The organism is Paraburkholderia megapolitana, assembly GCF_007556815.1.
In the GTDB taxonomy this organism is placed as follows: Bacteria; Pseudomonadota; Gammaproteobacteria; order Burkholderiales; family Burkholderiaceae; genus Paraburkholderia; species Paraburkholderia megapolitana.
Genome location: NZ_CP041745.1, coordinates 1,199,510 through 1,222,410 on the forward strand (window position 1 = coordinate 1,199,510; position 22,901 = coordinate 1,222,410).

A 22,901-nucleotide genomic window follows, 5' to 3' on the forward strand; every position below is an offset into this window, starting at 1 on the left:
TCGCCCATGAAGTTTCGTTTTCCCGTCGTCATCATCGACGAAGATTTCCGTTCCGAGAACATCTCGGGTTCCGGCATCCGGGCGCTCGCGGAAGCGATCGAGAAAGAAGGCGTCGAAGTGCTCGGGCTGACGAGCTACGGCGATCTCACGTCGTTTGCACAGCAATCGAGCCGCGCGTCGTGCTTCATTCTCTCCATCGACGACGACGAACTGCTGCCGTTCATCGAAAACCCCGGCAACGAAGACGACACGCCCGAACTCGCGTCGGCGATCATCGACCTGCGCGCGTTCGTGACCGAAGTGCGCCGCCGCAACTCGGATATCCCGATCTTCCTGTACGGCGAAACACGCACGTCGCGGCACATTCCGAACGACATCCTGCGTGAGCTGCACGGCTTCATCCACATGTTCGAGGACACGCCGGAGTTCGTCGCGCGCCATATCATCCGCGAGACCAAGGTGTATCTCGATGCGCTTGCGCCGCCGTTCTTCAAGGAACTCGTCAAGTACGCGGACGAAGGCTCGTACTCGTGGCACTGCCCGGGCCACTCGGGCGGCGTCGCGTTCCTGAAGAATCCGCTCGGCCAGATGTTCCACCAGTTCTTCGGCGAGAACATGCTGCGCGCGGACGTCTGCAATGCCGTCGACGAACTCGGCCAGCTGCTCGACCACACGGGCCCGGTCGCGGCCTCCGAGCGCAACGCGGCGCGCATCTTCAGTGCGGATCATCTGTTCTTCGTCACCAACGGCACGTCGACGTCGAACAAGATCGTCTGGCACGCGACGGTCGCGCCGGGCGACATCGTGCTGGTGGACCGCAACTGCCACAAGTCGATCCTGCACGCGATCACGATGACGGGCGCGATCCCCGTGTTCCTCACGCCGACGCGCAACCACTTCGGCATCATCGGGCCGATTCCGCGCGATGAGTTCAAGCCGGAGAACATTCGCAAGAAGATCGAGGCGAACCCGTTCGCGCGCGAAGCGCTCGAGAAGAATCCGAATGCGAAGCCACGCATCCTGACGATCACCCAAAGCACCTACGACGGCGTGATCTACAACGTCGAGATGATCAAGGACCTGCTCGGCGATCTGCTCGACACGCTGCACTTCGACGAAGCGTGGCTGCCGCACGCCGAGTTCCACGAGTTCTATCAGGACATGCACGCCATCGGCGCGGGGCGTCCGCGCACCGGCGCACTGGTGTTCGCGACGCATTCCACGCACAAGCTGCTCGCCGGTATCTCGCAGGCTTCGCAGATCGTCGTGCAGGACTCGGAGAACAGCACGTTCGACCGCCATCGTTTCAACGAGGCGTATCTGATGCACACGTCGACGAGCCCGCAGTACGCGATCATCGCGTCGTGCGACGTTGCCGCGGCGATGATGGAGCCGCCGGGCGGTACGGCGCTGGTCGAGGAATCGATTGCTGAGGCGCTCGATTTCCGCCGCGCGATGCGCAAGGTCGACAAGGAGTACGGCGACGACTGGTTCTTCGAAGTGTGGGGCCCGGAAGAACTCGCTGACGAAGGCATCGGCTCGCGCGAAGACTGGATATTGCGGCCGAACGAGCGCTGGCACGGCTTCGGTCCGCTCGCCGAAGGCTTCAACATGCTCGACCCGATCAAGGCGACGATCATCACGCCGGGCCTGAACGTGGACGGCGAATTCGGCGCGACCGGCATTCCGGCCGCGATCGTCACGAAGTATCTGGCCGAGCACGGCATCATCGTCGAGAAGACCGGTTTGTATTCGTTCTTCATCATGTTCACGATCGGCATCACGAAGGGTCGCTGGAACTCGATGGTTACCGAGCTGCAGCAGTTCAAGGACGACTACGATAACAACCAGCCGCTGTGGCGCGTGCTGCCCGAGTTTGTCGCGCACAATCCCGCGTACGAGCGCATGGGCCTGCGCGATCTGTGCGAGCAGATCCACAGCGTTTACCGTGCAAACGACATCGCGCGTCTGACCACCGAGATGTACCTGTCGAGTATGGAACCCGCGATGAAACCGTCCGAAGCGTTCGCGAAGCTCGCGCACCGCGAGGTCGATCGCGTGCCTATCGACGAACTCGAAGGTCGCGTAACGTCGATCCTGCTCACGCCGTATCCGCCGGGCATTCCGTTGCTGATTCCCGGCGAGCGCTTTAACCGCACGATCGTTAATTACCTGCGTTTTGCGCGCGAGTTCAACGAGCGCTTCCCGGGTTTCCATACGGACATTCACGGGCTTGTCGGCGAGACGATCAACGGGCGCGTCGAATACTTCGTCGATTGCGTACGCGGCTGACGATGGTGAACCGGAAGTTCGCGTCGATTGCGGTTGCGGCGGTGCTCGCGCTAGCCGCGTTCGCCGCGCCACAGGTCGCGCGTGTTGCCCGCGCAGAGGTTGCCGCCGCCGATCCAATCGATGCCACGATGCGTACGTGTCTTGCGCGCAGCGATATGTCGTCGACGGCGGGGCAGGTGCAGTGCATGAACACGGCGCGCACCGCGTGGCAGGCTGCGCTCGATATGGCGTATCAGCAGGTGCTCGCGAAGTCGTCGGGCGCGCAGCACAGGCGCTGGGAAACGAGCCAGAAGCGCTGGACGCAATGGCGCGATGCCGAAGCGAAGATGCAGCGCGCGGTTTTCGAAACGACGCACGGCACGATGTATGTGCTGTTTGAAGCCGACATGCAACTGCAACCGGTGCGTGACCGCGCGCTCGCGTTGCGGCGTGCGGCGCTGCGTGAAGGCAGCGGCGATCCGCTGCCGCGTCTGCGCGCCTGCTCTGCCGATGCGCAATGCGAACACGCGATGTTCGACCTGAACCGCTACTACCGGCGGCTCAATGCGCGGATGCCGCCGGGCGCGCGTGCGACGCTCGTGCAGGCGCAGCGCGCGTGGGTTGCGTTCCGCGATGGGACCACGCCGGTGATCGATGCGCATAGCCGGATCGATATCATCGGTGCGCGGATTGCGACGCTCAAGCGGCTGTCGGAAACGGTCGGCAACGACTGAGCTGCGTACGCGGTGTACGCAGCGGTGCGATGCCGTTGTCAGTCGAGCACGAAGGCCGGTTTCCCCGACGGGTGAGCTTCGAGCGACGGTTCACCAAGCAGATCGCGCGTCGCGTCCTCGATCGACGCGGATAGCATGTTCAGCGCGAGATCGTTGTCTTCGGTGCCGAACGGATCTTCGATCTGCGAGGCAATCGCTTCGTGCGCCATGAACGTATACGCGACGAACACGCTGAACACCGGCGTGAACAGGCCGATGCTGTCGACAAGGCCGAACGGTAGCGCCGCGCAGAAAAAATAGACGGTGCGGTGGATCATCACCGAGTACGCGAACGGCAGCGGCGTCGAGGCAATGCGCTCGCATCCGCCAATCACCTCCGACACACCATGCAGATTGCGATCGAACGCCAGCACGGCCCACGGGTCGAGCGTGCCTTCGCGCGCGCGACGTTGCACCCATTCTCCGAGCCAGAGCATCAACTTCGCGGGACGGTAGCGCGAGGCCATGACGCGTTCGACGAGCGCTGCGGGTAGCCGGGCTGCGAGATCGTTGCGCGGGTCTGTCCTGCGTAGCTGGTGCCGCAATGCATGCGGTAGTGCGCCCAGCACGGCGATGAATTCACGTACCTCGGCTGCGTTAGCGTCTGCGCTGGCATTGCTACGCGTCAGCGTGAGCGCCTCACGCGTCAGCGAGCGCGTGTCGATCTGCAACTGTCCCCACAGTTTGCGGGCTTCCCAATAGCGGTCGTAGCTCGTGTTGTTGCGAAACCCGAGAAACACCGCGAGTGCGATGCCGATCAGCGAGAACGGCGTGGGGCTCAGCTCGAGTCCGACCGCGAGCCGATGCGTATGCGCGACCACAGCAAGCACCGAGATGCAGAAAATCAGAAAGAGACGTGGCAGCAGTTCCGGCAGAACGGAGCCGCGCCACGCGAGCAGCATGCGGAACCAGTGCAGATTCGGGCGGACGATCATGGGCGGGGGAGCAGAGCGAACGGTGAGAGACGATGGGGTCATTATCGCCGATGCGTTAGCGGCCGATGACCGGCTGGCGGTGCGTCGTTTGGGCGCGGTGCGGCCCGCGCTTCGGCCCACGGCCGGCTCGGTTGCGGGAGAGGGCGAAGCGGATTGCACAGCAGCGGCTACAATGGAGTCCAGATCAGTACTGGTACTAGCTATACAGTTATCCCGGTACTGGTGCACCCGCTACCCCACTCACTCACGATGCCCACGCGCACCCCGCCGGCGCGCCTGACCGATGATCCACACAACGTCTCCCGCCGATCCACCGCCCCCACTCGACGCGACGCCTGCCCGCGCGCTCGGCGATTTCATCCGCGCGCATCGCGAGCGCCTGTCGCCGGCCTCGGTCGGTTTGCCGCCGGGGCCGCGGCGCCGTACGCCGGGTCTGCGGCGAGAAGAGGTCGCGCAGCTGTGCGGCGTGAGCCCGACCTGGTACACCTGGATCGAGCAGGGTCGGCCGGTGTCGGCTTCGGCGGATGCGCTCGCGCGAATCGCGGTGGCGTTGCAGCTTTCGCGTGCGGAGCGTGCATATCTGTTCGAACTCGCGGCGCAGCGCGATCCGGCCGAGCCGGACCCGAGCGCCGCCGACGCTCCCGACACGCTGCTGCAAACCGTCCAGCTCGTCGACACACCGGCCTATGTGCTCGATCGTCAGTGGAATGCGCTGGCGTGGAATGCGCGCGCGGCGGACCTGTTCGTCGGCTGGCTCGACGACACGCACGATCGCAACCTGCTGCGCTTCACGTTCACCGAGCCGGGTGCGCGCGACCTGATCGTCGACTGGGAGACGCGCGCGCGACGGCTCGCTGCCGAATTTCGCGCCGATTCGATCCGCCATCTGAACGACGCGCCGACGCGCGGCCTGATCGACGCGTTGAGCGCCGCTAGCGATGCGTTCGCGCGCTTCTGGGCGTCGCAGGACGTCGGCGAGCGCGAGGGCGGACGGCGCGAATTCAATCATCCGCGCGACGGTCGCGTCGTCTACGACCAGATCACGTTCAAACCTGCGCATCGCGAAGACCTCAAGCTCGTCGTGCTGGTGCGCGAGGTGTGACGCCCGGCTCAAGTGCCGCGGCGGCTGCGGCAACGGCCCCGGGTGTTAAAATCCTCGACTTCCCCGGTTCGCGAGCGCCTTAGGCCCGCGCGAACCGCTTCACCGCACGTTCACTGCTCATCACCATGACGTCCCAACTGCACAAAAAAGGCGAAGCCTGGTCGGCTCGCTTCTCGGAGCCGATGTCGGAGCTCGTCAAACGCTATACGTCGTCGGTTTTCTTCGACAAGCGTCTCGCACTCGTCGATATCGAAGGATCGCTGGCGCATGCTTCGATGCTGGCCGCGCAGAAGATCATCGCCGCCGCCGACCTCGCCGCCATCGAGCGCGGCCTGACGCAGATCAAGGGTGAAATCGAGCGGGGCGAGTTCGAGTGGCAACTCGATCTCGAAGACGTGCACCTGAACATCGAAGCGCGCCTCACCGCATTGATCGGCGATGCGGGCAAGCGCCTGCATACCGGCCGCTCGCGCAACGACCAGGTCGCGACCGACATCCGCTTGTGGTTGCGCGGCGAGATCGACCGGATCGTCGGTCTGCTCGGCGAACTGCGCCGTGCGCTGATCGATCTCGCGGAACAGCATGCCGGCACGATCATGCCGGGCTTCACGCATTTGCAGGTCGCGCAGCCGGTCACGTTCGGCCACCATCTGCTCGCGTACGTCGAGATGTTTACGCGCGACACCGGTCGCATGCGCGACTGCCGCGCGCGCCTGAACCGTCTGCCGCTCGGCGCGGCGGCGCTTGCGGGCACCAGCTATCCGATCGATCGTCACGCGGTCGCGAAGACGCTCGGCTTCGACGGCATCTGCACCAACTCGCTCGATGCGGTTTCCGACCGCGACTTTGCCATCGAATTCACCGCTGCCGCTGCGCTCGTGATGACGCACGTGTCGCGTTTCTCGGAAGAACTCGTGCTGTGGATGAGCCCGCGCGTCGGCTTTATCGATCTCGCGGACCGCTTCTGCACCGGCTCGTCGATCATGCCGCAGAAGAAGAACCCGGACGTGCCTGAACTCGCGCGCGGCAAGACGGGGCGCGTGAACGGTCACCTCATCGGTCTCTTGACGCTGATGAAGGGCCAGCCGCTCGCGTACAACAAGGACAATCAGGAAGACAAGGAGCCGTTGTTCGACACCGTCGATACAGTCGCCGACACGCTGCGTATCTTTGCCGAGATGGCCGCGGGTATCACGGTGAAGCCGCAGGCCATGCGCGCGGCCGCGTTGCAGGGCTTCTCGACGGCGACCGATCTCGCCGACTATCTGGTCAAGCGCGGTCTTGCGTTTCGCGATGCGCACGAAGCGGTTGCGCACGCGGTGCGGATCTGTGTGGATCGCGGCTGCGATCTCGCCGATCTGACGCTCGATGAAATGCGCAGCGAACTACCGAACGTCGCGCATCTGCTCGGCGACGATGTGTTCGAGTATCTGACGCTGGAAGGGTCGGTGGCGAGCCGCAATCATCCGGGCGGTACGGCGCCGGAACAGGTGCTGGCGGCGGTGAAGGCGGCGCGGGCAGCGCTGGGCTGACGCGTTGCGCTAAAGCATTGCGCGTGAGCGCAAGCGGTTTGCTGCGCGAGCATCGCTCGCGCAGCGTGGTGCAGATTACTCGTCCCGCACGCTATCGTCCTTCTTGAAGGTCAATTCCATCGTGTGCCACGCGTCGGCCTGACCGGGCTTGCCCATCGTTTTGTCGAGGTTGATCAGACTCTCCCGCGATGTGACGATTTGCGCATCGTTCTCCGGTGGATTTTCTCTCGCGACACGTACCTGTGCCCGATCCAGCACGTAGCCGTTTTCCTTCGCCATATCGAGCAGATCGCTCGCCGACCGGATGTTCAGGCCTTTTGATTCGGTGTACGCGTGCTGCGAGCCGTACGTCGACAGAGAAAATCTGTCGCCGTCCTTCTGCACGTGAGCAGCATGGGTGAAGGTGTTCGCGAGTTCGTTGTCGTTCATGTAAGGCGCCACGTAGGCCATCACGATGCGATCGGCTTCGCCGGGCTTCACGTGCCCATTCAGGACGGCACTCGAGAAGTCCATCGCGGCTGTGACTTCGATGTCCTTGTTGTTGCCAAGTCCGCTTTTCTCGCCCTTCGCGTGGGCTACCGCTTCCGAATCCGTTTCGATGCCCTTGACCGCGGCGTTCGGATAGTGTGTCTTCGCGGCCAGCAATTCGTTGCCCTCCGCGTAACCGATTACCACCACATTGCGGACCGCCTCAGCCGACTTCTGCGTTTCGCTGGATGCGGCCCATTTCACGTTTTCGGACGTCGGCTGTGCCGGGCGATCCGGCATGGCGTTGAGACGTCCGAGTTTGCCGTAGCGGTTCGCCATTGCCGCGTACGGTTGCCTCGGCGACCCCGGCAGTGAGGACATCGGACGTGGGGCGCTTGACGACATCCGGCGCAAGCCTGCGCCCGTGCCGGAGATCCCGGCAAGCTGCGGCGGCACCGAGCTCGTTGGGCTGGTCGGACTCGTAGGGCTCGTCGGCCCACGCGTTCCTGTGTTCTTCGCCGCGTTGGTGGTCGATTCGGCGAAACCGGTTGCGAGGCGACCGGCGAGCTGGCGGACCGAATTGGAACGCATGATGTTTCTCCAAAGAAGCAAGTGTCAGCCGAAGGCTCGGCTCGTGTCGCGTAATACGAAACGAATCGCGCCCGGAAACGACAGCAGATGAAAAGAACCCGGAGCCGGCCGCGCCAGGCGGCGCGGCCGTGCATCGCGGTATGGGCTAGCGAGGCGCGGAAGCGGGTTCCGCGGGTTCATCTGTAGCGGGTGCACGGTTTCGCTGCGGTAGCGTTCCGGCGAGTTTGCCGAGCAAGGTGAAGTAGCAGATCACGACGGGGATGAAGCTGAGTCCGTCCATCATCGCATTGGCGTTCATGTTGGCCATTTCGCGTGATTGACCGCGCTTCATGAGTTCTTCGCGAACGGCGGGAATCGCGGACTGTATCAAGCCATACCCAACCGTCGAAGCCCCGACGATCCCCATTCGTTGCGTGACCTGCGAGATCACATGCGCGACCTGCTGTAGGCCCTCACGACCATCATTAAAGGTTCCCATCGCCGCTTCGACTGCGGCGCCAATGTCCGGCGTGGGATTCGCCCCCGGCTTGAAGAGCAGCTTCGACTGCGACTTGCCGTCAGGCCCTCAATCTCGATCCGGCTATTGGCCTGGAGGGCCTGCATCAGAATCGGAGTGAGGGCACCGGCTAGAAGCGATGTCAATATGGCTACGGCATAGCCGGCGCCCGCTGACAGCCCCGCGTTTGCCGTTACCGCGCCGCGTACCGCATTGAGGCCGCCGAAGGACAGGATGCCAGCCGCGATGTTTCTCCAGGAGTCGACAGCATATTGCGACTTCGCCGCGTCCTGCGCCGTGCGGATCGCCTCGATTTGCGCGGAACGGTTTGGGGCGTCATGCGGCACCATTAGCTCAGCGTCTGCCGGTGCCAACTTCGTGCCGGTGCCCAGGGTCTTCGACATTAGTGCGATTGCAGCGGGCGCCGCTGCTGCCGCCGCCACCGTATTGCCGACGCCCCCCAACCCGGCACCGATCAAGACGGCCTCCATTTGTTTGAGCACCTGCTGGCCGAACTCCGGGTTTACCGTGTGCTCGATAGTCGATCCGACGCCTCGGAATGCACCGAATGTGATCGCTGCACCGACACCGCCACCGGCCGCCACCGGCAGTGCCGCTTTAACATAGTCCCAGAGACGCGCGGGTGAATCCACGTTCTGTGGTAGCGCCTGGTTGGAGAGGTGGTCCATCGCGCTCTCGATATCGCCCCGCTCCCGATTGCTCGACAAGGCACCGGACGACTGCTGCTGCACCGGCTGGAGCGAGCGCACGCTCAGTTGCCGCGAAACGGGCTGCATCTCCACAACGTCACCCGACTGCGCGCCCGGTGCCTCTTCACTCCCGCGCAACGCGGGGGAGTGAAGAGACTCCAGCGAGGCACGTCGTCGCGTTCCGGTCGAGACGCGCGACAGCGACGGATCGCCTTCGGGGCCACTTCGCGGTGGAGCACCCGCCAGCGGCAGGTGCTCCTTCGAAAGCCGGCTCTGTGACGGCGTGCCAGGGCGGCTCGTCGACGCTGCGGCCGTTGTATCGACCGTTGCCGGAAAATGAGTGGACGAAGGGCTGGACGGCGTCGAGCCGATTCCGTTGCCGTGGGCCATGGTGCTCCTCCTGATATGAATGGCGAAAAAAACCGGACCTTCGCATGTCATTCGGGGAGTGCGTGCTGCTCGTGCTACGAACGCTCGAACCTTTCGCAAATGCTTCGACGCATGTGTGTGCGTTCGAAACACCGTGCCGCCGAACCATGGCATCCGTCTATCTATGGGTGCCCATTAGAGCAGTGCAGCGCGGCGCCTGGCGGGACAACACGAAATGACGTCGCGTCACGCGAATGCGCGTGCGCCGATTCATTCCGTGTACATATGTGGTGGGATAGCGGTGCGGCGATCCACTCGCCGCGCAGGGTCAGTTCTTGCGCCGGTACTCGACCGCGAACTTGATCAGCTCCGCCTGTCCTTCGATATCGAGCTTACGTTTGAGGTTGAGCCGGTGCGTTTCCACCGTGCGTACCGATAGCCCATTGCGTTGCGCGATCTGCTTGCTCGACAGGCCGTCGGCGAGGGCGTCGAGAATCTCGCGCTCACGCGGCGTCAGCTGTTCGACCGGCATCTGCATCGCGGACGCCTGGATCATGCGCGCGCCGAGTTCCGTGCTGAAGAACCGCTCGCCGCGCAGCACCGCATCGATCGCGTGGATGATCTCCGTCGCCGGCGAGTCCTTCAGCACGTACCCGCTCGCACCGGCGCGCACTGCCTGCGTCACGTACTGAACGTTGTCGTGCATCGAGAGCATCAGCACGCGGATCGCAGGGAAGCGCTCGTGAAAGACGGCTGCCAGTTCGATACCGTTCATTCCCTTCATGCCGACATCCATCAGGACGAGATCGGGTTCATGTTGCGCGGCGAGCGCGAGCGCCTCGTCGGCATTGCCCGCTTCGCCGACAACTGTGAAAGTCGGCACCGCATCGAGCCGCGCACGCAAACCATCGCGCACGAGCGGATGATCGTCGACCAGCATCAGACGCGCAGGGGAGGATGAAACGTCGTTCATGTTGAATGTCCTTCAGACCGGTAGACGCTGCGCGCCATTTGCGAGCGGCACGCGCGCGGTGAGGATCGTATGGCCCGCCTGCGACGCCAGCGACAAGGTGCCGGCGAGCCGCTCGAGCCGCTCGCGCATGTTGCGCAGCCCCACGCCGCCACGCGAACCGGCAAATGCATAGGCGACGTCGAAGCCGCAACCGTTGTCGAACATCGACAGCGTGACGGCATCGGCCGAGATGTCGAGCGAGAGCGTTGCGCGGGTGGCCCGCGAGTGACGCACGACGTTGGTCAGCGCTTCCTGCGCGATGCGGAACAGCACGATGTTGACCGCATCCGGCAGCGGCGTTGCGCTCGTCTGGCCAGTCTGCGAAAAGCCGATACCCATGCCGGCTTGGTCGCTGAGTTCGCGCGTCAGCTGTTCGAGCGCGGCAGCGAGGCCGAGATCGTCGAGCATAGCGGGCCGCAGCGCGTGCGAGATGCGGCGCACTTCGCGCAGCGTGTCGCCGAGCCGCGTGAGACTTGTCGAGAGTGCCGCTTGCGCCGCCGGTATGCGGACGTCGCTGCGTTCGAGATGCGCCATCGCCGATTCGAGCAGCAATTTTACGGACACCATCATCTGGCTGATGCCATCGTGCAGCTCACGCGAGAGCCGCGCGCGTTCGGTCTCCTGCGACTCGACCACCTGCTGCGCAAGCCGTTTCAGTTTCGCGTCTGCGCTACGGTATTCGCTGACGTTCAGCACCAGAGCGCAGGCTGCGATCACGCCGAGACCCGCAAGCGCAATCGCACCGATCCACATCATCGTGTGATCGATGTTCGCCGATGCACGCTGATCGATCTGCGCGAGTGTCGTGTTGACGTCATCCAGATAGATGCCGGTGCCGATCATCCATCCCCAGCGCTCGAGCGGCACGACATAGCCGAGCTTCGGCTCGAGCCGGCCCGTCGACGGACGATTCCACACGTAACGCACATAGCCGCCGCCGCGCGCTGCCGCTGCAACTAGCTGCTGGATCGGCAGCGCGCCTTGCGGATCGCGCATGGTCCACAGGTCCTGACCCACCAGGTCCGATTGACGTGGATGCATCAGCGATCGCCCATGCATGTCGTAGACGAAGAAATAGCCGTCCGGGCCGAAGTCCATCTTTTTCAGCACGTCGAGCGCCCGCAGGCGCAGCATCGCGTCGTCGCGCGCATTGTTGTGATCGGTGTCGTAGAGCGGGGCGATCGCGCTGGTTGCGAGCTCGACGTAGTGCTTCAGTTCGATCTGCTTGCTCGACAGGTACGCAGCCTGCGTCGTTGCGTGCTGTGTGTCGGCAAGCACCCGCGCCTGCTCGCGCACGCCGAATTCGATACCGGCGATCGCCGCCAGGAACGGCACGATGGCGAGCAGAAACATCTTCGCTTTGAGGTTCATCGCTGAAAAGGGGTAACAGATTGTCTGCGTAGTACTACGTAGTCGGGTTACGTATTCGTGCGCTTGTCGCGACGGCGGCAACAGCGAATACTACGCCGCCGGGCACCGCATGCTTCCCACTGTGTGTCCCGGCTTGCGTGTCGTCGCAGAGAAACAGCTCGACGATCCGCGCAAATCATCGCATGGCCTGGCGGACGCCGCAGTGTACGGCCCAGGTACCCCGATTCAATAAACCAGAGGAGACAATCATGGAGTCTACCGATCAGTCTGGCCGTTCATGGCTATGGCTCATCTTGCTCGTGCCGTACATCGCGCTGCTGTGGCTGCCGTTCTATAACGACGCGCGTCCTTCATTTGCGGGCTTTCCGTTCTTCTACTGGTATCAGTTCCTCTGGGTGCCGCTGACGTCGCTCCTGATCTACGTCGTCTACCGGAGGATCAAATGAGCGATGTGAATCCCATCAATCCGGTAGCGATGAGCGTTTTCGTCGCGTTCTTCGTGCTGGTTACCGTGGTCGGCTTCTTCGCCGCGCGCTGGAAACGCGGCGACCTGACGCAATTGCACGAATGGGGGCTCGGCGGACGACAGTTCGGCACCGTCATCTCGTGGTTTCTCGTCGGTGGCGATTTCTATACGGCGTACACCGTGATTGCCGTGCCGGCACTCGTGTATTCGGTGGGGGCTTATGGTTTCTTCGCGCTGCCGTACACGATCATCGTGTACCCGTTCGTGTTTGCCGTGATGCCGCGACTGTGGAAGATCTCGAAGGCGAAGGATCACATCACCGCGGCCGACTACGTGCAGGGCGAATACGGCGGCAAGTGGTTCCCCGCCGCCGTTGCACTGACCGGCATCATCGCGACGATGCCGTACATCGCGTTGCAACTGGTGGGCATGCAGGTCGTGATCAAGGGACTTGGTGTCACGGGTGAACTGCCGCTGATCGTCGCCTTCGTGATCCTCGCGCTTTACACGTACACGAGTGGCCTGCGCGCGCCGGCCATGATCGCGTTCGTCAAGGACATCATGATCTATATCGTCGTGATCGCGGCGATCTGGCTGATTCCGGTGAAGCTCGGTGGCTATGGTCATGTGTTCGATGCCGCCGACCAGTACTTCCAGGCAAAGGGCGGCGCAACCGGCATCCTGCTCAAGCCGACGCAGTTCACGGCCTATGCATCGCTGGCACTCGGTTCGGCGCTTGCCGCGTTCATGTATCCGCACACGATGACCGCGGTGCTGTCGTCGTCGTCCGCGGCGACGGTGCGCAAGAACGCGATCTTCCTGCCGGCCTATACGCTGCTGCTTGGTCTCATTGCGCTGCTCGGCTATATGGCGATCGCGGCTGGCGTGCACGTGAAGTCGGCCTCGGATGTCGTGCCCGCGCTGTTCACTACGCTGTTTCCGTCATGGTTCGTCGGCTTCGCGGCGGCGGCGATTGCGATCAGCGCGCTGGTGCCGGCAGCCATCATGTCGATCGGTGCAGCCAATCTGTTCACGCGTAACCTGTGGCGCCCGCTCGTGTCGCCGGACATGACGTCGCAGGCGGAAGCGTCGACAGCGAAGATCGTTTCGCTTGCGGTGAAGTTCGGTGCGCTGGTGTTTATCGTCGTGCTGCCGACGCAGTATGCGATCGACCTGCAACTGCTCGGCGGCGTGTGGATCCTGCAGATCTTCCCGGCGATCGTGTTCTCGCTGTACACGCGGCGGCTGAATACGCCGGGGCTGTTCCTCGGCTGGCTGGCGGGGATCGTGACTGGCACGGGACTCGCGATCGCGCAGGGGCTCAAGCCGGTGTTCGCGCTGCATGTGGGCGAGGCCACGTATCCGCTGTATATCGGCTTGATCGCGCTGGTGCTGAATATCGTCGTGACGTTTGTGGTGTCGATGGTGACGCCGAAGCGCGCAGCCGTTGTTTAAGCATGCTGTGTCGACCGGGTCGGCTCGCGAGTATCGCGAGCCGACCCGGCGACGGTGTTTCTGCTAACCCGTATTGCGCAACCCCGCCGCAATCCCGTTGATCGTCAAATGGATCCCGCGCCGCAGCCGCGCGTTCGTATCGCCCGCACGATGCCGCTTGAGCAGTTCGACCTGCAAGTGATTCAACGGGTCGAGATACGGGAACCGGTTCTTGATCGAACGGGCGAGCAGCGGGTTGTCCGCAAGACGTTCGCTCTTGCCGGTGATCTCGGACAACACCTTCGATGTCCGCTCCCACTCCGCGACGATTCGCTCGAACACATGCTTGCGCAGCTTCTTGTCGGTGACGAGATGCGCGTAGCGTGACGCGACCGCGAGGTCAGTCTTGGCGAGCACCATGTCCATGTTCGACAGCAGGTTCGCGAAGAACGGCCAGGTCTTGTGCATTTTCTTCAGCACGGCGAGACGGCGGCTGCGCTCGGCATCGCTAGGCGCGCTGTCGAGATGCGCGGCGACCGCGCTGCCGAAGCCGTACCAGCCGGTCAACAGCAACCGGCATTGGCCCCACGAAAACCCCCACGGAATTGCGCGCAGATCTTCGATCTTGCGTTGCTTTGGATCTTGCAGCTTGCGCGACGCGGGCCGGCTGCCGATGTTCAGCTCGGCAATTTCCGCGATCGGCGTCGACGAGAAGAAGTAGTCGGTGAAGCCGGGCGTTTCATAGACGAGCGCGCGGTAAGCAGCCATCGCCGCATCGGACAGGCTTTGCATCGTTTCTTCGAACGCGGGCAACTGCGCAGGCGCGTTGCCGTGCGGCAGCAGCGATGCTTCGAGCGTCGCGGCCACCACCGTTTCCAGATTGCGCCGGCCGATTTCGGGGTTGCCGAACTTGCTCGCGATCACTTCGCCTTGCTCGGTCAGACGGATCTGACCATCGACGGTACCGGGCGGCTGCGACAGGATGGCCTGGTACGTCGGACCGCCGCCGCGCCCAACCGTGCCGCCGCGGCCGTGAAAGAGCCGCAGCGTAACGCCGCGTTGGTTGAACAGCGACACGAGTGCCAGTTCCGCGCGATACAGCTCCCAGTTCGACGTGAGGAAGCCGCCATCCTTGTTGCTGTCCGAGTAGCCGAGCATGACTTCCTGCTCGCCACCCTGATGTTCGATCAACGCGTCGACGCCGGGCAGCGCGATCAGGTCGCGCATGATGTGCGGTGCGTTGCGCAGATCGGGGATCGTCTCGAACAGCGGGATCACCATCAGGCCGGCCCGCGCCGGTTCGTGCGCATCGCCGAGACGCCCTTGCAGCAGGCCGGTTTCCTTCTGCAACAACATCACTTCGACCAGATCGCTGACCGTTTCCGTGTGCGAGATGATGTAGTTGCGCACGGCGCGCGGACCGAACTTCTCGCGTGTGACGCGCGCGGCTTCGAGTACGCCCAGTTCGCTCTTCGCGAGCTCAGAGTACTCGATATAGGCTGAGCGCAGCGGCCGCGGTTGTGCAAGTTCGGCGAGCAGCACGCGCAGCTTGTCGGCTTCGGTCAGGGCTGCATAGTCGGCCTCGACGCCCGCGCGCTTGAGCAGCTCGGCGACGACCGCTTCATGCACATCCGAGCTTTGCCGCAGATCGATGCTCGCCAGATGGAAGCCGAACACTTCGGCGGCACGCGCGAGCGGCGACAGGCGCGGTGTAGCAAGCGAGGCGCCGTGATGCTCGGCCAGCGAATCGACCAGCACCTGCAGGTCGCGCGCGAATTCCGACGCATCCTCGTACGGTTGCGCGCGTACCGGTTGCGTTCCGCGGCCGGCGCTGCGCACCGGTACCGCACCTTCGCCGAGCCGCACGCGCGCGCTTGCCGCGAGCCGCGTGTACATGCCGATCAACGCACGACGATACGGCTCGTCGACGCGATGCGGCGACTGGTCCGGCGAGATCGCCGCCAGTTTCTTCAGATCGTCGCTGGCGCCGGTCAGCAGATGGGAGATTGACAGCTCGGCGCCGAGTTTGTGCACCTGTTCCAGATAGTGTTCGAAGATCACCGCGGCCTGGCGCGTGATCGCTTCTTCGAGCGTCGCGGCGGTGACATTCGGATTGCCGTCGCGATCGCCGCCGATCCAGCTGCCCATCTGGAAGAACGGCGGCAGGCGCGCGGGCAGGCCGTGTTCGGCGAGCGCGGCTTCGATGTCCGCATACAGCGCGGGGATTTCTTCGAGGAACGTCGCGCGGTAGTACGACAGCGCGTTTTCGATTTCGTCGGCGACGGTCAGACGCGCATCGCGCAGCATCCGCGTTTGCCACAGCGACGTGACGCGGGCGCGCAGCAGCGACTCGTTGTGCGCGCGTTCGCGCACCGTGAGCGGCTGATCGCGCTCGGCGAGCAGCCGCGCGATGTCGTGCTGCGCATCGAGAATGCTCTTGCGTTGCACTTCGGTCGGGTGGGCCGTTAGCACCGGCACGATCAGCGCGTCGTTGAAGAACTGCTGCAGCACCGGGGTGGCCGCCGCGCCGGCTTCCGCCAGCCGCTCGAGCGCGTACGCGATGGTGCCCGCCTGCGATTGCGACCCGGCCAGCGCGTGGATGCGGTGGCGGCGGTTGCGATGGCGGTCTTCGGCGATGTTCGCCAGATGCGAGAAATAGCTGAACGCGCGCACGACGCTCACCGTCTGCTCGGGGCTCAGCGAGCGCAACTTCTTGTCGAGCGCCTGGGCGGCGGCACTGTCGTCCTCGCGGCGAAAGCGCACCGCGGTCTGCCGGATCGTTTCGACGACGTCGAACACTTCGCTGCCTTCCTGCTCGCGCACGACGTCACCGAGCAGGCGTCCCAGATAGCGGATGTCCTGGAAGAGCGGCTGGTCCTTGTCTTCGCGCGTGCGGCCGCTGGTTTTGGCGGCGGGCTTTGCATCGCTTGCCGGCGCGGTTTGCGCGATCCCCGCCGCGCCGTTCAGTGCCGCTTCGACCGCGATGGCCTGAGCGGCTTGAGTCGCCGCCGCTTTCGAGCGCTTGCCGGTCTTGACCGGGCGGGTAGCTGCCGCGTTTTTGCTGGCCTTGCCGCTCTTGCCGCCTTTGTGCAGGCTGGCGTTCTTGCTGGTTTTGGCGGGCGCAGCCGCTTTTGCGCCCTTCGGCGCGCGGGCAGGAGCGGCGGCCGGAGCAGCCGCGGAAGCGTTGAGCGATGCAGTATTGCGGCGGGCAGGGCGCGCCGATCCGGAAGACGTCACGATGGGTTTCCTCGGGGAAGCCAGGGTCTAAAGAAGATGGACTGCTGTTACTTGACTGCTCGAACTGCGTGCCGGACTGCGCATGCGCTTCGGTGCCGAGGCCTGTCGGGCTACAGCATACGGCGCGAAAACTGCAGGGACTACCTCAAAACGCACGCGATTTGCGTGGGAACGACATACATGACACTTGCGATCCGCCGCATTGCATCATGCCGCGCGCTATCGGGCTGTGTACGAACGACCGTGCGCGAATAGTGAACTGCACAGGCTGGAGATACCGCGCTCCAATGCCCAGGAGCGTCTGCGTCTGCCTCCTGCCACCGACACCCGCCGGCACGGCCGCCGGAGCGGGCGGACGTGGCCGGAGCGCGTGCTAACATTGTTGGTCATTACATCCTGTCATTCGACTACCCAGGAATGAATTCCGAGACGCCTTCCGCGCCGCCCCCCCATACGCTGGTCATTGCCTCACGCGAGAGCCGCCTCGCGATGTGGCAAGCCGAACACGTGCAGTGTGCGCTGCACAAATTATATCCATCTTGCGACGTAAAAATCCTCGGAATCACGACACGCGGCGATCAGATTCTCGATCGCACGTTGTCGAAGGTTGGTGGTAAGGGGCTGTTCGTCAAGGAACTCGAGAACGCGCTGGCCGACGGCCGCGCCGATCTCGCGGTGCATTCGCTCAAGGATGTACCGATGGAACTGCCGCCGGGCTTTGCGCTGTCGACGGTGATGGAGCGCGAGGATCCGCGCGATGCGTTCGTGTCGAACGGCTACGATTCGCTTGCTGCGCTGCCGGCCGGTAGTGTGGTCGGCACGTCGAGCCTGCGCCGAGAGGCGATGGTGCGCACGCGCTACCCGCAGCTTGTCGTGAAGCCGCTGCGCGGCAATCTCGACACGCGGCTCGGCAAACTGGATCGCGGCGATTACGCAGCGATCATTCTTGCCGCCGCCGGGCTGAAGCGGCTCGGCCTCGAGCAGCGCATCACCGCATGGCTCGATCCAGAGGACTGCCTGCCCGCGGCCGGACAAGGCGCGCTCGGCATCGAGATTCGCGCCGACCGCGCCGATCTGGCGGCATGGCTCGCGCCGCTGCATCACGAGCATACGTCGCTCGCCGTCGAGGCCGAACGGATGGTGTCGCGCGCGCTTGGCGGGAGTTGCGAGGTACCGCTCGCCGCGTACGCAATGTGGCACGACGGTGCGCTGCATCTGCGCGGCATCGTGGCGACGCCCGATGGGCAGCGCGTGCTGCACGCGCATGCGTCGTCGCCGGCGGCGACGGTTGCCGCGGCGCTTGAGCTGGGCAACGAGGTCGCGGGCCAGCTCGTGACCCAGGGTGCGCTCGATATCGTCCGTGCGCTGAGCATCGCGAGCGGCAAGCCGGCCGATACCTGATGACCGCCGACCGTGCTTCCGACCCAACCACAGGCGCCGCGCCCGACGCGGCGGCTAAGAAGGCTGCGTCGCCGTTCACCGTTGTCCTGACACGACCCAACGTATCGACCGGCGAGGGTGATACAGCGGCGAACCCGCTCGCGTCGCAACTCGCTGCGGCTGGCATCGCGACCTTCGACTTCCCGCTGATCGAGATCGCCGACGTGGTCGACGATGCGCCGCTGCGCGCCGCGCTCGCATCGCTCGAACAATACGTGCTGGTCGTCTTCGTCTCGCCGAACGCCGTCGATCACGCGTTCGCCCGCTACAACGCGATCTGGCCGCATGCATTGCCGGTCGGCGTAGTCGGGCCGGGCAGTGTGGCGGCGCTGGCGCGCCACGGCGTCGCAGCACCGTCCTGCACCGTGATCTGCCCGGCTGCTTCCACCGATGAAGACAACGCGCGCTTCGACTCCGAAGCGCTGTACGCCTCGCTCGAAGTGGCGCTTGGCGAGCGTGCGTTCGAAGGTCGGCGCGTGCTGATCGTGCGTGGCGACGGCGGCCGCGAATGGCTTGCCGACCGGCTGCGCGAAGCGGGCGCGACCGTCGACACGGTCGCCGCGTACCGGCGCCTCGTGCCGGAGCCGCCCATCGGCGCGTGGGCGCGCGTGCATGCGCTGCTCGCGGGTGACCCGCATACGTGGCTCGTCACGAGTTCGGAGGGCGTGCGCAACCTGATCGAACTGGCGCAGGAGCATCTGACCGCCGACGAACTCGTTCAACTGAAGCACGCTGCGCTCGTCGCACCCCACCCACGCATCGCGGAAACCGCGCGGGGACTTGGTTTTGATAGCATTACGGTGTCCGGCGCGGGTACCGACCGCATTGCGCGCACCCTGCTTGCCTCCGCAGCTTCCGTCGTTCAACCGGTAGCGGCTACTTCGACTACTCCGGCTCAATCACAGGCTCACTCATGGGCTCATTCACGCATGACTGATTCGAACGCTTCCACGAACGCCTCTCCCCAGCCGGCCGCAACCCCCCCGTTGCCGCCGAATCCCCCTTTTACGCCCTATGAAGCGCAGTCGCAGCGGCGCAGCATCAGCGGGCCGCTGCTGTGGTTTGTCGTCGTGGTGATCGCGTGTGCGGCGGGCGTCGGGGCGTTTGCGCTGAACCGCAAGGTGATCCGGCTCGACCAGCAACTGACGCAGCGCCAGCAGGCCAACGACACGCAAACCAGCGAGCTGCGCGTGAAGACCGAGCAGGCGGTCGCGACCGTGCATCAGATGGACTCGCAGATCTCGCAGCTCGAAGGCAAGCTCGCCGATGCGCAGACTTCGCAGCAGGCGCTGCAGCAACAATATGCGGATCTCGCGCGCAACCGCGACGACTGGACGCTCGCCGAAGTCGGGCAGATGCTCTCGAGCGCAAGCGAGCAGTTGCAACTGACCGGCAACACGCAGCTCGCGCTGTTCGCGTTGCAAAGTGCGGACACGCGGCTCGCGGCCTCCGATGGTGCGCAGGTACTGCTGGTTCGCAAGGCGATCGCGCAGGACATCGACAAGCTGAAGTCCGCACCGTCCACTGATCTGACCGGGCTCGCGATCAAGCTCGATAACGCTATCGATCAGGTCGATACGCTGCCGCTCTCGGGCGAAGCGCCGATTGTGCACGCCACGCCGCATGCGCCGGTACCTGGGGACACCGCGAAGGTCGCGGCCGCCACCGGCGAGCCGCGCTGGAAAGTGTGGTGGAAGGAGTTTTCGGCGGGCGTCGGCGAACAGTTGACGAGCCTCGTGCAGGTGCGCCGGCTCGATCATGCGGACTCGATGCTCGTCGCGCCCGACCAGGGCTACTTCCTGCGTGAGAACCTGAAGCTGCGCTTGCTGTCGGCGCGGCTTGCGCTGCTCTCGCGTAACCAGACGACGCTCAAGTCCGATCTGCATGCCGCCGATGCGGCGCTCGCGCGTTACTTCGATCCGTCGTCGAAGGCAACGCAGACAGTGCGCGGTCTCGTGAAGGAGGTCGACGATGGTTCGGCGGCTGTTCAGTTGCCGGATCTGAGCACGAGCTTGCAGGCCGTTCACCAATACCATAGCCGGGGTTAATCATGGCGCTCCGGGGACTCATCTGGCTGGCCTTCCTGTTCGCGATCGCGGTCGTGCTCGCGATCACCGGACGCTTCGACGCAGGGCAGGTGCTGCTCGTCTATCCGCCGTATCGGGTCGATATTTCGCTGAACCTGTTTATCGTCGGTCTGATCGTGCTGTTCATTCTCGTGTATGCGCTGCTGCGTATCGTGCGCAACATCTGGCGCATGCCGCAGCGCGTGGCGGCGTACCGGGCGAGATCGCGCGTTGCGAAGGCGCATGCGGCGCTGCGCGACGCGATCGGCAATCTGTATGCGGGCCGCTTCTCGCGGGCTGAGAAGTCCGCTCGCGACTCGCTGGCGAACGGCGACAACAAGGGCGCGGCCGGCCTGATCGCCGCCAACGCCGCGCACCGCATGCACGAGTACGCGCGCCGTGACGAGTGGCTCGCGCAGATCGAAGGAGCCGACTGGCAGGACGCACGTCTGATGGCGACCGCCGACATGCGTGCCGATGCGCGCGATGCCGATGGTGCGCTTGTGGCGCTCACTGAGATGCAATCGCAGGGCGGCCGGCGCATTCACGCGCAGCAGATCGCACTGCGTGCACAGCAGCAGTTGAAGAACTGGAGCGAAGTGCTGAAGCTCGTCAAGACGCTCGAAAAGCGCGAGGCGATTCATCCGGCGGTGGCCGTGCGTCTGCGGCAACTCGCGGCGGAAAACCTGTTGCGCGATCGTCGTCACAACGCCGATGCGCTGCTCGAACTGTGGCATTCGCTGACGCCGGTGGAGCGGCACTCGCCGCGTCTCGCCGATCTCGCGGCTGAGCTGCTGATCGCGCTGAACCGTCCGCAGGATGCGCGCAAGATCGTCGAAGAGGCGCTTGCGCAGAACTGGGATGCGCGTCTGCTGCGCCGCTATCCAGAGACCGCGGGTGGCGATGCGTTGCCGCTGATCCAGAAAGCCGAAGGGTGGAAGAACGATCGCCCCGACGATGCCGATCTGCTGTTCGCGCTCGGTCGCCTGTGTCTGCATCAGCAGTTGTGGGGCAAGGCGCAGTTGTTCCTCGAGGCCGCGTTGAAGATCGCGGACAACGAACCGTTGAAGATCCGCACGCATCGTGCGCTGGCCCGTCTGCATGAGCAGCTTGGCGATGCGGACAAGGCGAGCCAGCACTATCGCGAGAGTGCGCTGGCGATGAACGTGGTGTGATTTTTTGGCGCTAGCCGGTTGTTGTGTCGAAAGCCCTTGCAGTTGCTGCAAGGGCTTTTTTCTTGCGCTTGTTACTTTTTATTTGTTCACGAGCCGCGCCGGCACACTCACCGCCAGCAGACCGCCCAGAATCATGAAAGCAGCGAGCATATACATGCCCGAATCGTTGGCGGCCGTCGCCTGCTTGAGCCAGCCCACTGCATACGGGCTCAGGAAGCCGGCCAGATTGCCGAGCGAGTTGATCATCGCGATGCCTGCCGCCGCACCGGTGCCGGCGAGGAACGACGTAGGCAGACTCCAGAACAGCGGCAGTGTGGTGAGAATGCCCATCGTCGCGAGCGTGAGCGCAGTCATTGCGAGTACGGTGTTGTGCGCCCAGGCCACCGACAGCACCAGCCCGATCGCCCCCGCCAGTGCCGGCAGCGCGACGTGCCAGCGTCGCTCGCGGGAACGGTCGGCGCTGCGCGCGACGAGCACCATCGCGATCACCGCGGCCGCGAATGGAATCGCCGACAGCAGACCGATCAGAAGCGAGTCGCTCACGCCGGTGGCCTTGATGATGGTCGGTAGCCAGAAGCTCACGCCGTATAGCCCCATCACGAACGAAAAATAGATCAGGCTCATGAGCCAGACGCGTGCGCTGGATAGCACGGCGCCGATGGGCATATCGTGCTTTTCGGCATCTTCGGCGGCGATGTTGCGCTCGAGCAGCGCGCGCTCGTCGTCGGTGAGCCAGGTCGCTTTGGCGATCCGGTCGTCGAGTACGAAGAACACGAGCACGCCGACCAGGATCGACGGGATGCCTTCGAGCAGAAACAGCCACTGCCAGCCGTGCCAGCCGTTCATGCCGTTAAAGGTCTTCAGGATGTAGCCCGACAGTGGCCCGCCGATCACCCCCGACAGCGCGATCGCCGTCATGAACCACGTGGTCATGCGCCCGCGCCGGTTCGCCGGATACCAGTAGGTCAGATACAGGATGATGCCAGGGAAGAAGCCCGCTTCGGCAAGACCGAGCAGGAAACGCATCACGTAGAACATCGTCGGCGTGGTGACGAACATCGTCAGCATCGAGACCACGCCCCACGACGCCATGATCCGCGCGATCCACACGCGCGCGCCGACACGATGCAGGATCACATTGCTGGGAATCTCGAAGACGAAATAGCCGAGGAAGAAGATGCCCGCGCCGAGACCGTAGACCGCATCGGAGAGATTGAGGTCGGTGGTCATCTGTAGCTTGGCGAAGCCGACGTTCACGCGGTCGAGATAGGCGACGACGTAGCACAGCATCAGCAGCGGCACGAGCCGCTTCGAGACCTTCCGGTAGGTTGCCTCTTCGAAGCTGGAAGGCGGCGCCCCTGCGCCGGGATGGGGAAGCGGACTCGCTGGTCTGGACATCGTTGTCTCCTTATTTTTTACATATTGAAAGCCTTGGTGCCGTTCGCGATTCTAG

Annotated in this window: 17 protein-coding genes; 9 read left to right on the forward strand and 8 right to left on the reverse strand. The window is 64.2% G+C overall.

Annotation, left to right across the window (positions count from 1 at the left end; translation table 11 throughout):
- Positions 1-6 precede the first annotated feature (6 nt).
- Positions 7-2,292 (forward strand): arginine/lysine/ornithine decarboxylase, encoded by a 2,286-nt coding sequence (locus FNZ07_RS18790; protein ID WP_091010853.1) that lies wholly within the window; start codon positions 7-9, stop codon positions 2,290-2,292.
- A 2-nt stretch (positions 2,293-2,294) separates the two neighbouring features.
- A complete protein-coding gene (locus FNZ07_RS18795) occupies positions 2,295-3,005 on the forward strand; it encodes a lysozyme inhibitor LprI family protein (RefSeq protein ID WP_091010854.1) in 711 nt (236 codons plus the stop codon).
- A gap of 38 nt (positions 3,006-3,043) precedes the next feature.
- Here the strand turns inward: FNZ07_RS18795 and FNZ07_RS18800 are convergent, their stop codons facing one another.
- Complete coding sequence (locus tag FNZ07_RS18800) at positions 3,044-3,979, reverse strand: bestrophin family protein (protein ID WP_091010855.1); 936 nt, start codon at positions 3,977-3,979, stop codon at positions 3,044-3,046.
- 283 nt (positions 3,980-4,262) lie between these two features.
- Between FNZ07_RS18800 and FNZ07_RS18805 the strand changes: the two genes are divergently transcribed.
- Together FNZ07_RS18805 and argH are read left to right on the forward strand one after the other, a co-directional pair.
- Entirely contained in the window at positions 4,263-5,081 is an 819-nt protein-coding gene (locus FNZ07_RS18805) for a helix-turn-helix transcriptional regulator (protein WP_407670632.1), read from the forward strand.
- Between the two features lie 125 nt (positions 5,082-5,206).
- Positions 5,207-6,613, forward strand: coding sequence for an argininosuccinate lyase (argH, locus tag FNZ07_RS18810; protein WP_091010856.1), 1,407 nt, complete (start codon positions 5,207-5,209; stop codon positions 6,611-6,613).
- A gap of 75 nt (positions 6,614-6,688) precedes the next feature.
- Here the strand turns inward: argH and FNZ07_RS18815 are convergent, their stop codons facing one another.
- The 5 genes from FNZ07_RS18815 to FNZ07_RS18835 all read right to left on the reverse strand — a co-directional run bounded on the left by FNZ07_RS18815 (position 6,689) and on the right by FNZ07_RS18835 (position 11,630).
- On the reverse strand, positions 6,689-7,672 hold the full coding sequence (locus FNZ07_RS18815; RefSeq protein ID WP_091010857.1) for a class I SAM-dependent methyltransferase: 984 nt from the start codon (positions 7,670-7,672) through the stop codon (positions 6,689-6,691).
- A 145-nt stretch (positions 7,673-7,817) separates the two neighbouring features.
- The gene (locus tag FNZ07_RS33680; RefSeq protein WP_170275792.1) at positions 7,818-8,003 is read right to left on the reverse strand and encodes a hypothetical protein; all 186 of its coding nucleotides are present in this window, start codon (positions 8,001-8,003) and stop codon (positions 7,818-7,820) included.
- Positions 8,004-8,098: 95 nt separating this feature from the next.
- Positions 8,099-9,268 carry a hypothetical protein gene (locus FNZ07_RS18825; RefSeq protein ID WP_144269479.1) on the reverse strand — a complete coding sequence of 390 codons (1,170 nt, stop codon included), beginning with the start codon at positions 9,266-9,268 and terminating at the stop codon, positions 8,099-8,101.
- A gap of 307 nt (positions 9,269-9,575) precedes the next feature.
- The gene (locus FNZ07_RS18830; protein ID WP_091010859.1) at positions 9,576-10,220 is read right to left on the reverse strand and encodes a response regulator; all 645 of its coding nucleotides are present in this window, start codon (positions 10,218-10,220) and stop codon (positions 9,576-9,578) included.
- A 12-nt stretch (positions 10,221-10,232) separates the two neighbouring features.
- Complete coding sequence (locus FNZ07_RS18835) at positions 10,233-11,630, reverse strand: cache domain-containing protein (RefSeq protein WP_091010860.1); 1,398 nt, start codon at positions 11,628-11,630, stop codon at positions 10,233-10,235.
- Positions 11,631-11,878: 248 nt separating this feature from the next.
- On the opposite strand from FNZ07_RS18835, the gene FNZ07_RS18840 reads away from it, so the two are divergent.
- Together FNZ07_RS18840 and mctP are read left to right on the forward strand one after the other, a co-directional pair.
- Entirely contained in the window at positions 11,879-12,076 is a 198-nt protein-coding gene (locus tag FNZ07_RS18840; protein ID WP_091010861.1) for a DUF3311 domain-containing protein, read from the forward strand.
- Positions 12,073-13,551 (forward strand): monocarboxylate uptake permease MctP, encoded by a 1,479-nt coding sequence (gene mctP, locus FNZ07_RS18845; protein WP_144269480.1) that lies wholly within the window; start codon positions 12,073-12,075, stop codon positions 13,549-13,551. Before FNZ07_RS18840 ends, mctP begins: the two co-directional genes overlap by 4 nt.
- Positions 13,552-13,614: 63 nt before the next feature.
- Here the strand turns inward: mctP and ppc are convergent, their stop codons facing one another.
- Positions 13,615-16,767: a phosphoenolpyruvate carboxylase gene (ppc, locus tag FNZ07_RS18850; protein WP_091018678.1), complete on the reverse strand. Its 3,153-nt coding sequence runs from the start codon at positions 16,765-16,767 to the stop codon at positions 13,615-13,617.
- Between the two features lie 417 nt (positions 16,768-17,184).
- Between ppc and hemC the strand changes: the two genes are divergently transcribed.
- Genes hemC through FNZ07_RS18865 form a run of 3 tightly spaced genes read left to right on the forward strand, consistent with a single transcriptional unit; the run spans position 17,185 to position 21,448 of the window.
- Entirely contained in the window at positions 17,185-18,168 is a 984-nt protein-coding gene (gene hemC / locus FNZ07_RS18855; RefSeq protein WP_091018676.1) for a hydroxymethylbilane synthase, read from the forward strand.
- Positions 18,168-20,255 (forward strand): fused uroporphyrinogen-III synthase HemD/membrane protein HemX, encoded by a 2,088-nt coding sequence (gene hemDX / locus FNZ07_RS18860; protein ID WP_091018674.1) that lies wholly within the window; start codon positions 18,168-18,170, stop codon positions 20,253-20,255. The genes hemC and hemDX overlap by 1 nt, the downstream gene beginning before the upstream one ends.
- Before the next feature lie 2 nt (positions 20,256-20,257).
- Entirely contained in the window at positions 20,258-21,448 is a 1,191-nt protein-coding gene (locus tag FNZ07_RS18865) for a heme biosynthesis protein HemY (protein WP_091018673.1), read from the forward strand.
- A gap of 78 nt (positions 21,449-21,526) precedes the next feature.
- Here the strand turns inward: FNZ07_RS18865 and FNZ07_RS18870 are convergent, their stop codons facing one another.
- Positions 21,527-22,846, reverse strand: coding sequence for an MFS transporter (locus FNZ07_RS18870; RefSeq protein ID WP_091018671.1), 1,320 nt, complete (start codon positions 22,844-22,846; stop codon positions 21,527-21,529).
- Between the last annotated feature and the right edge of the window lie 55 nt (positions 22,847-22,901).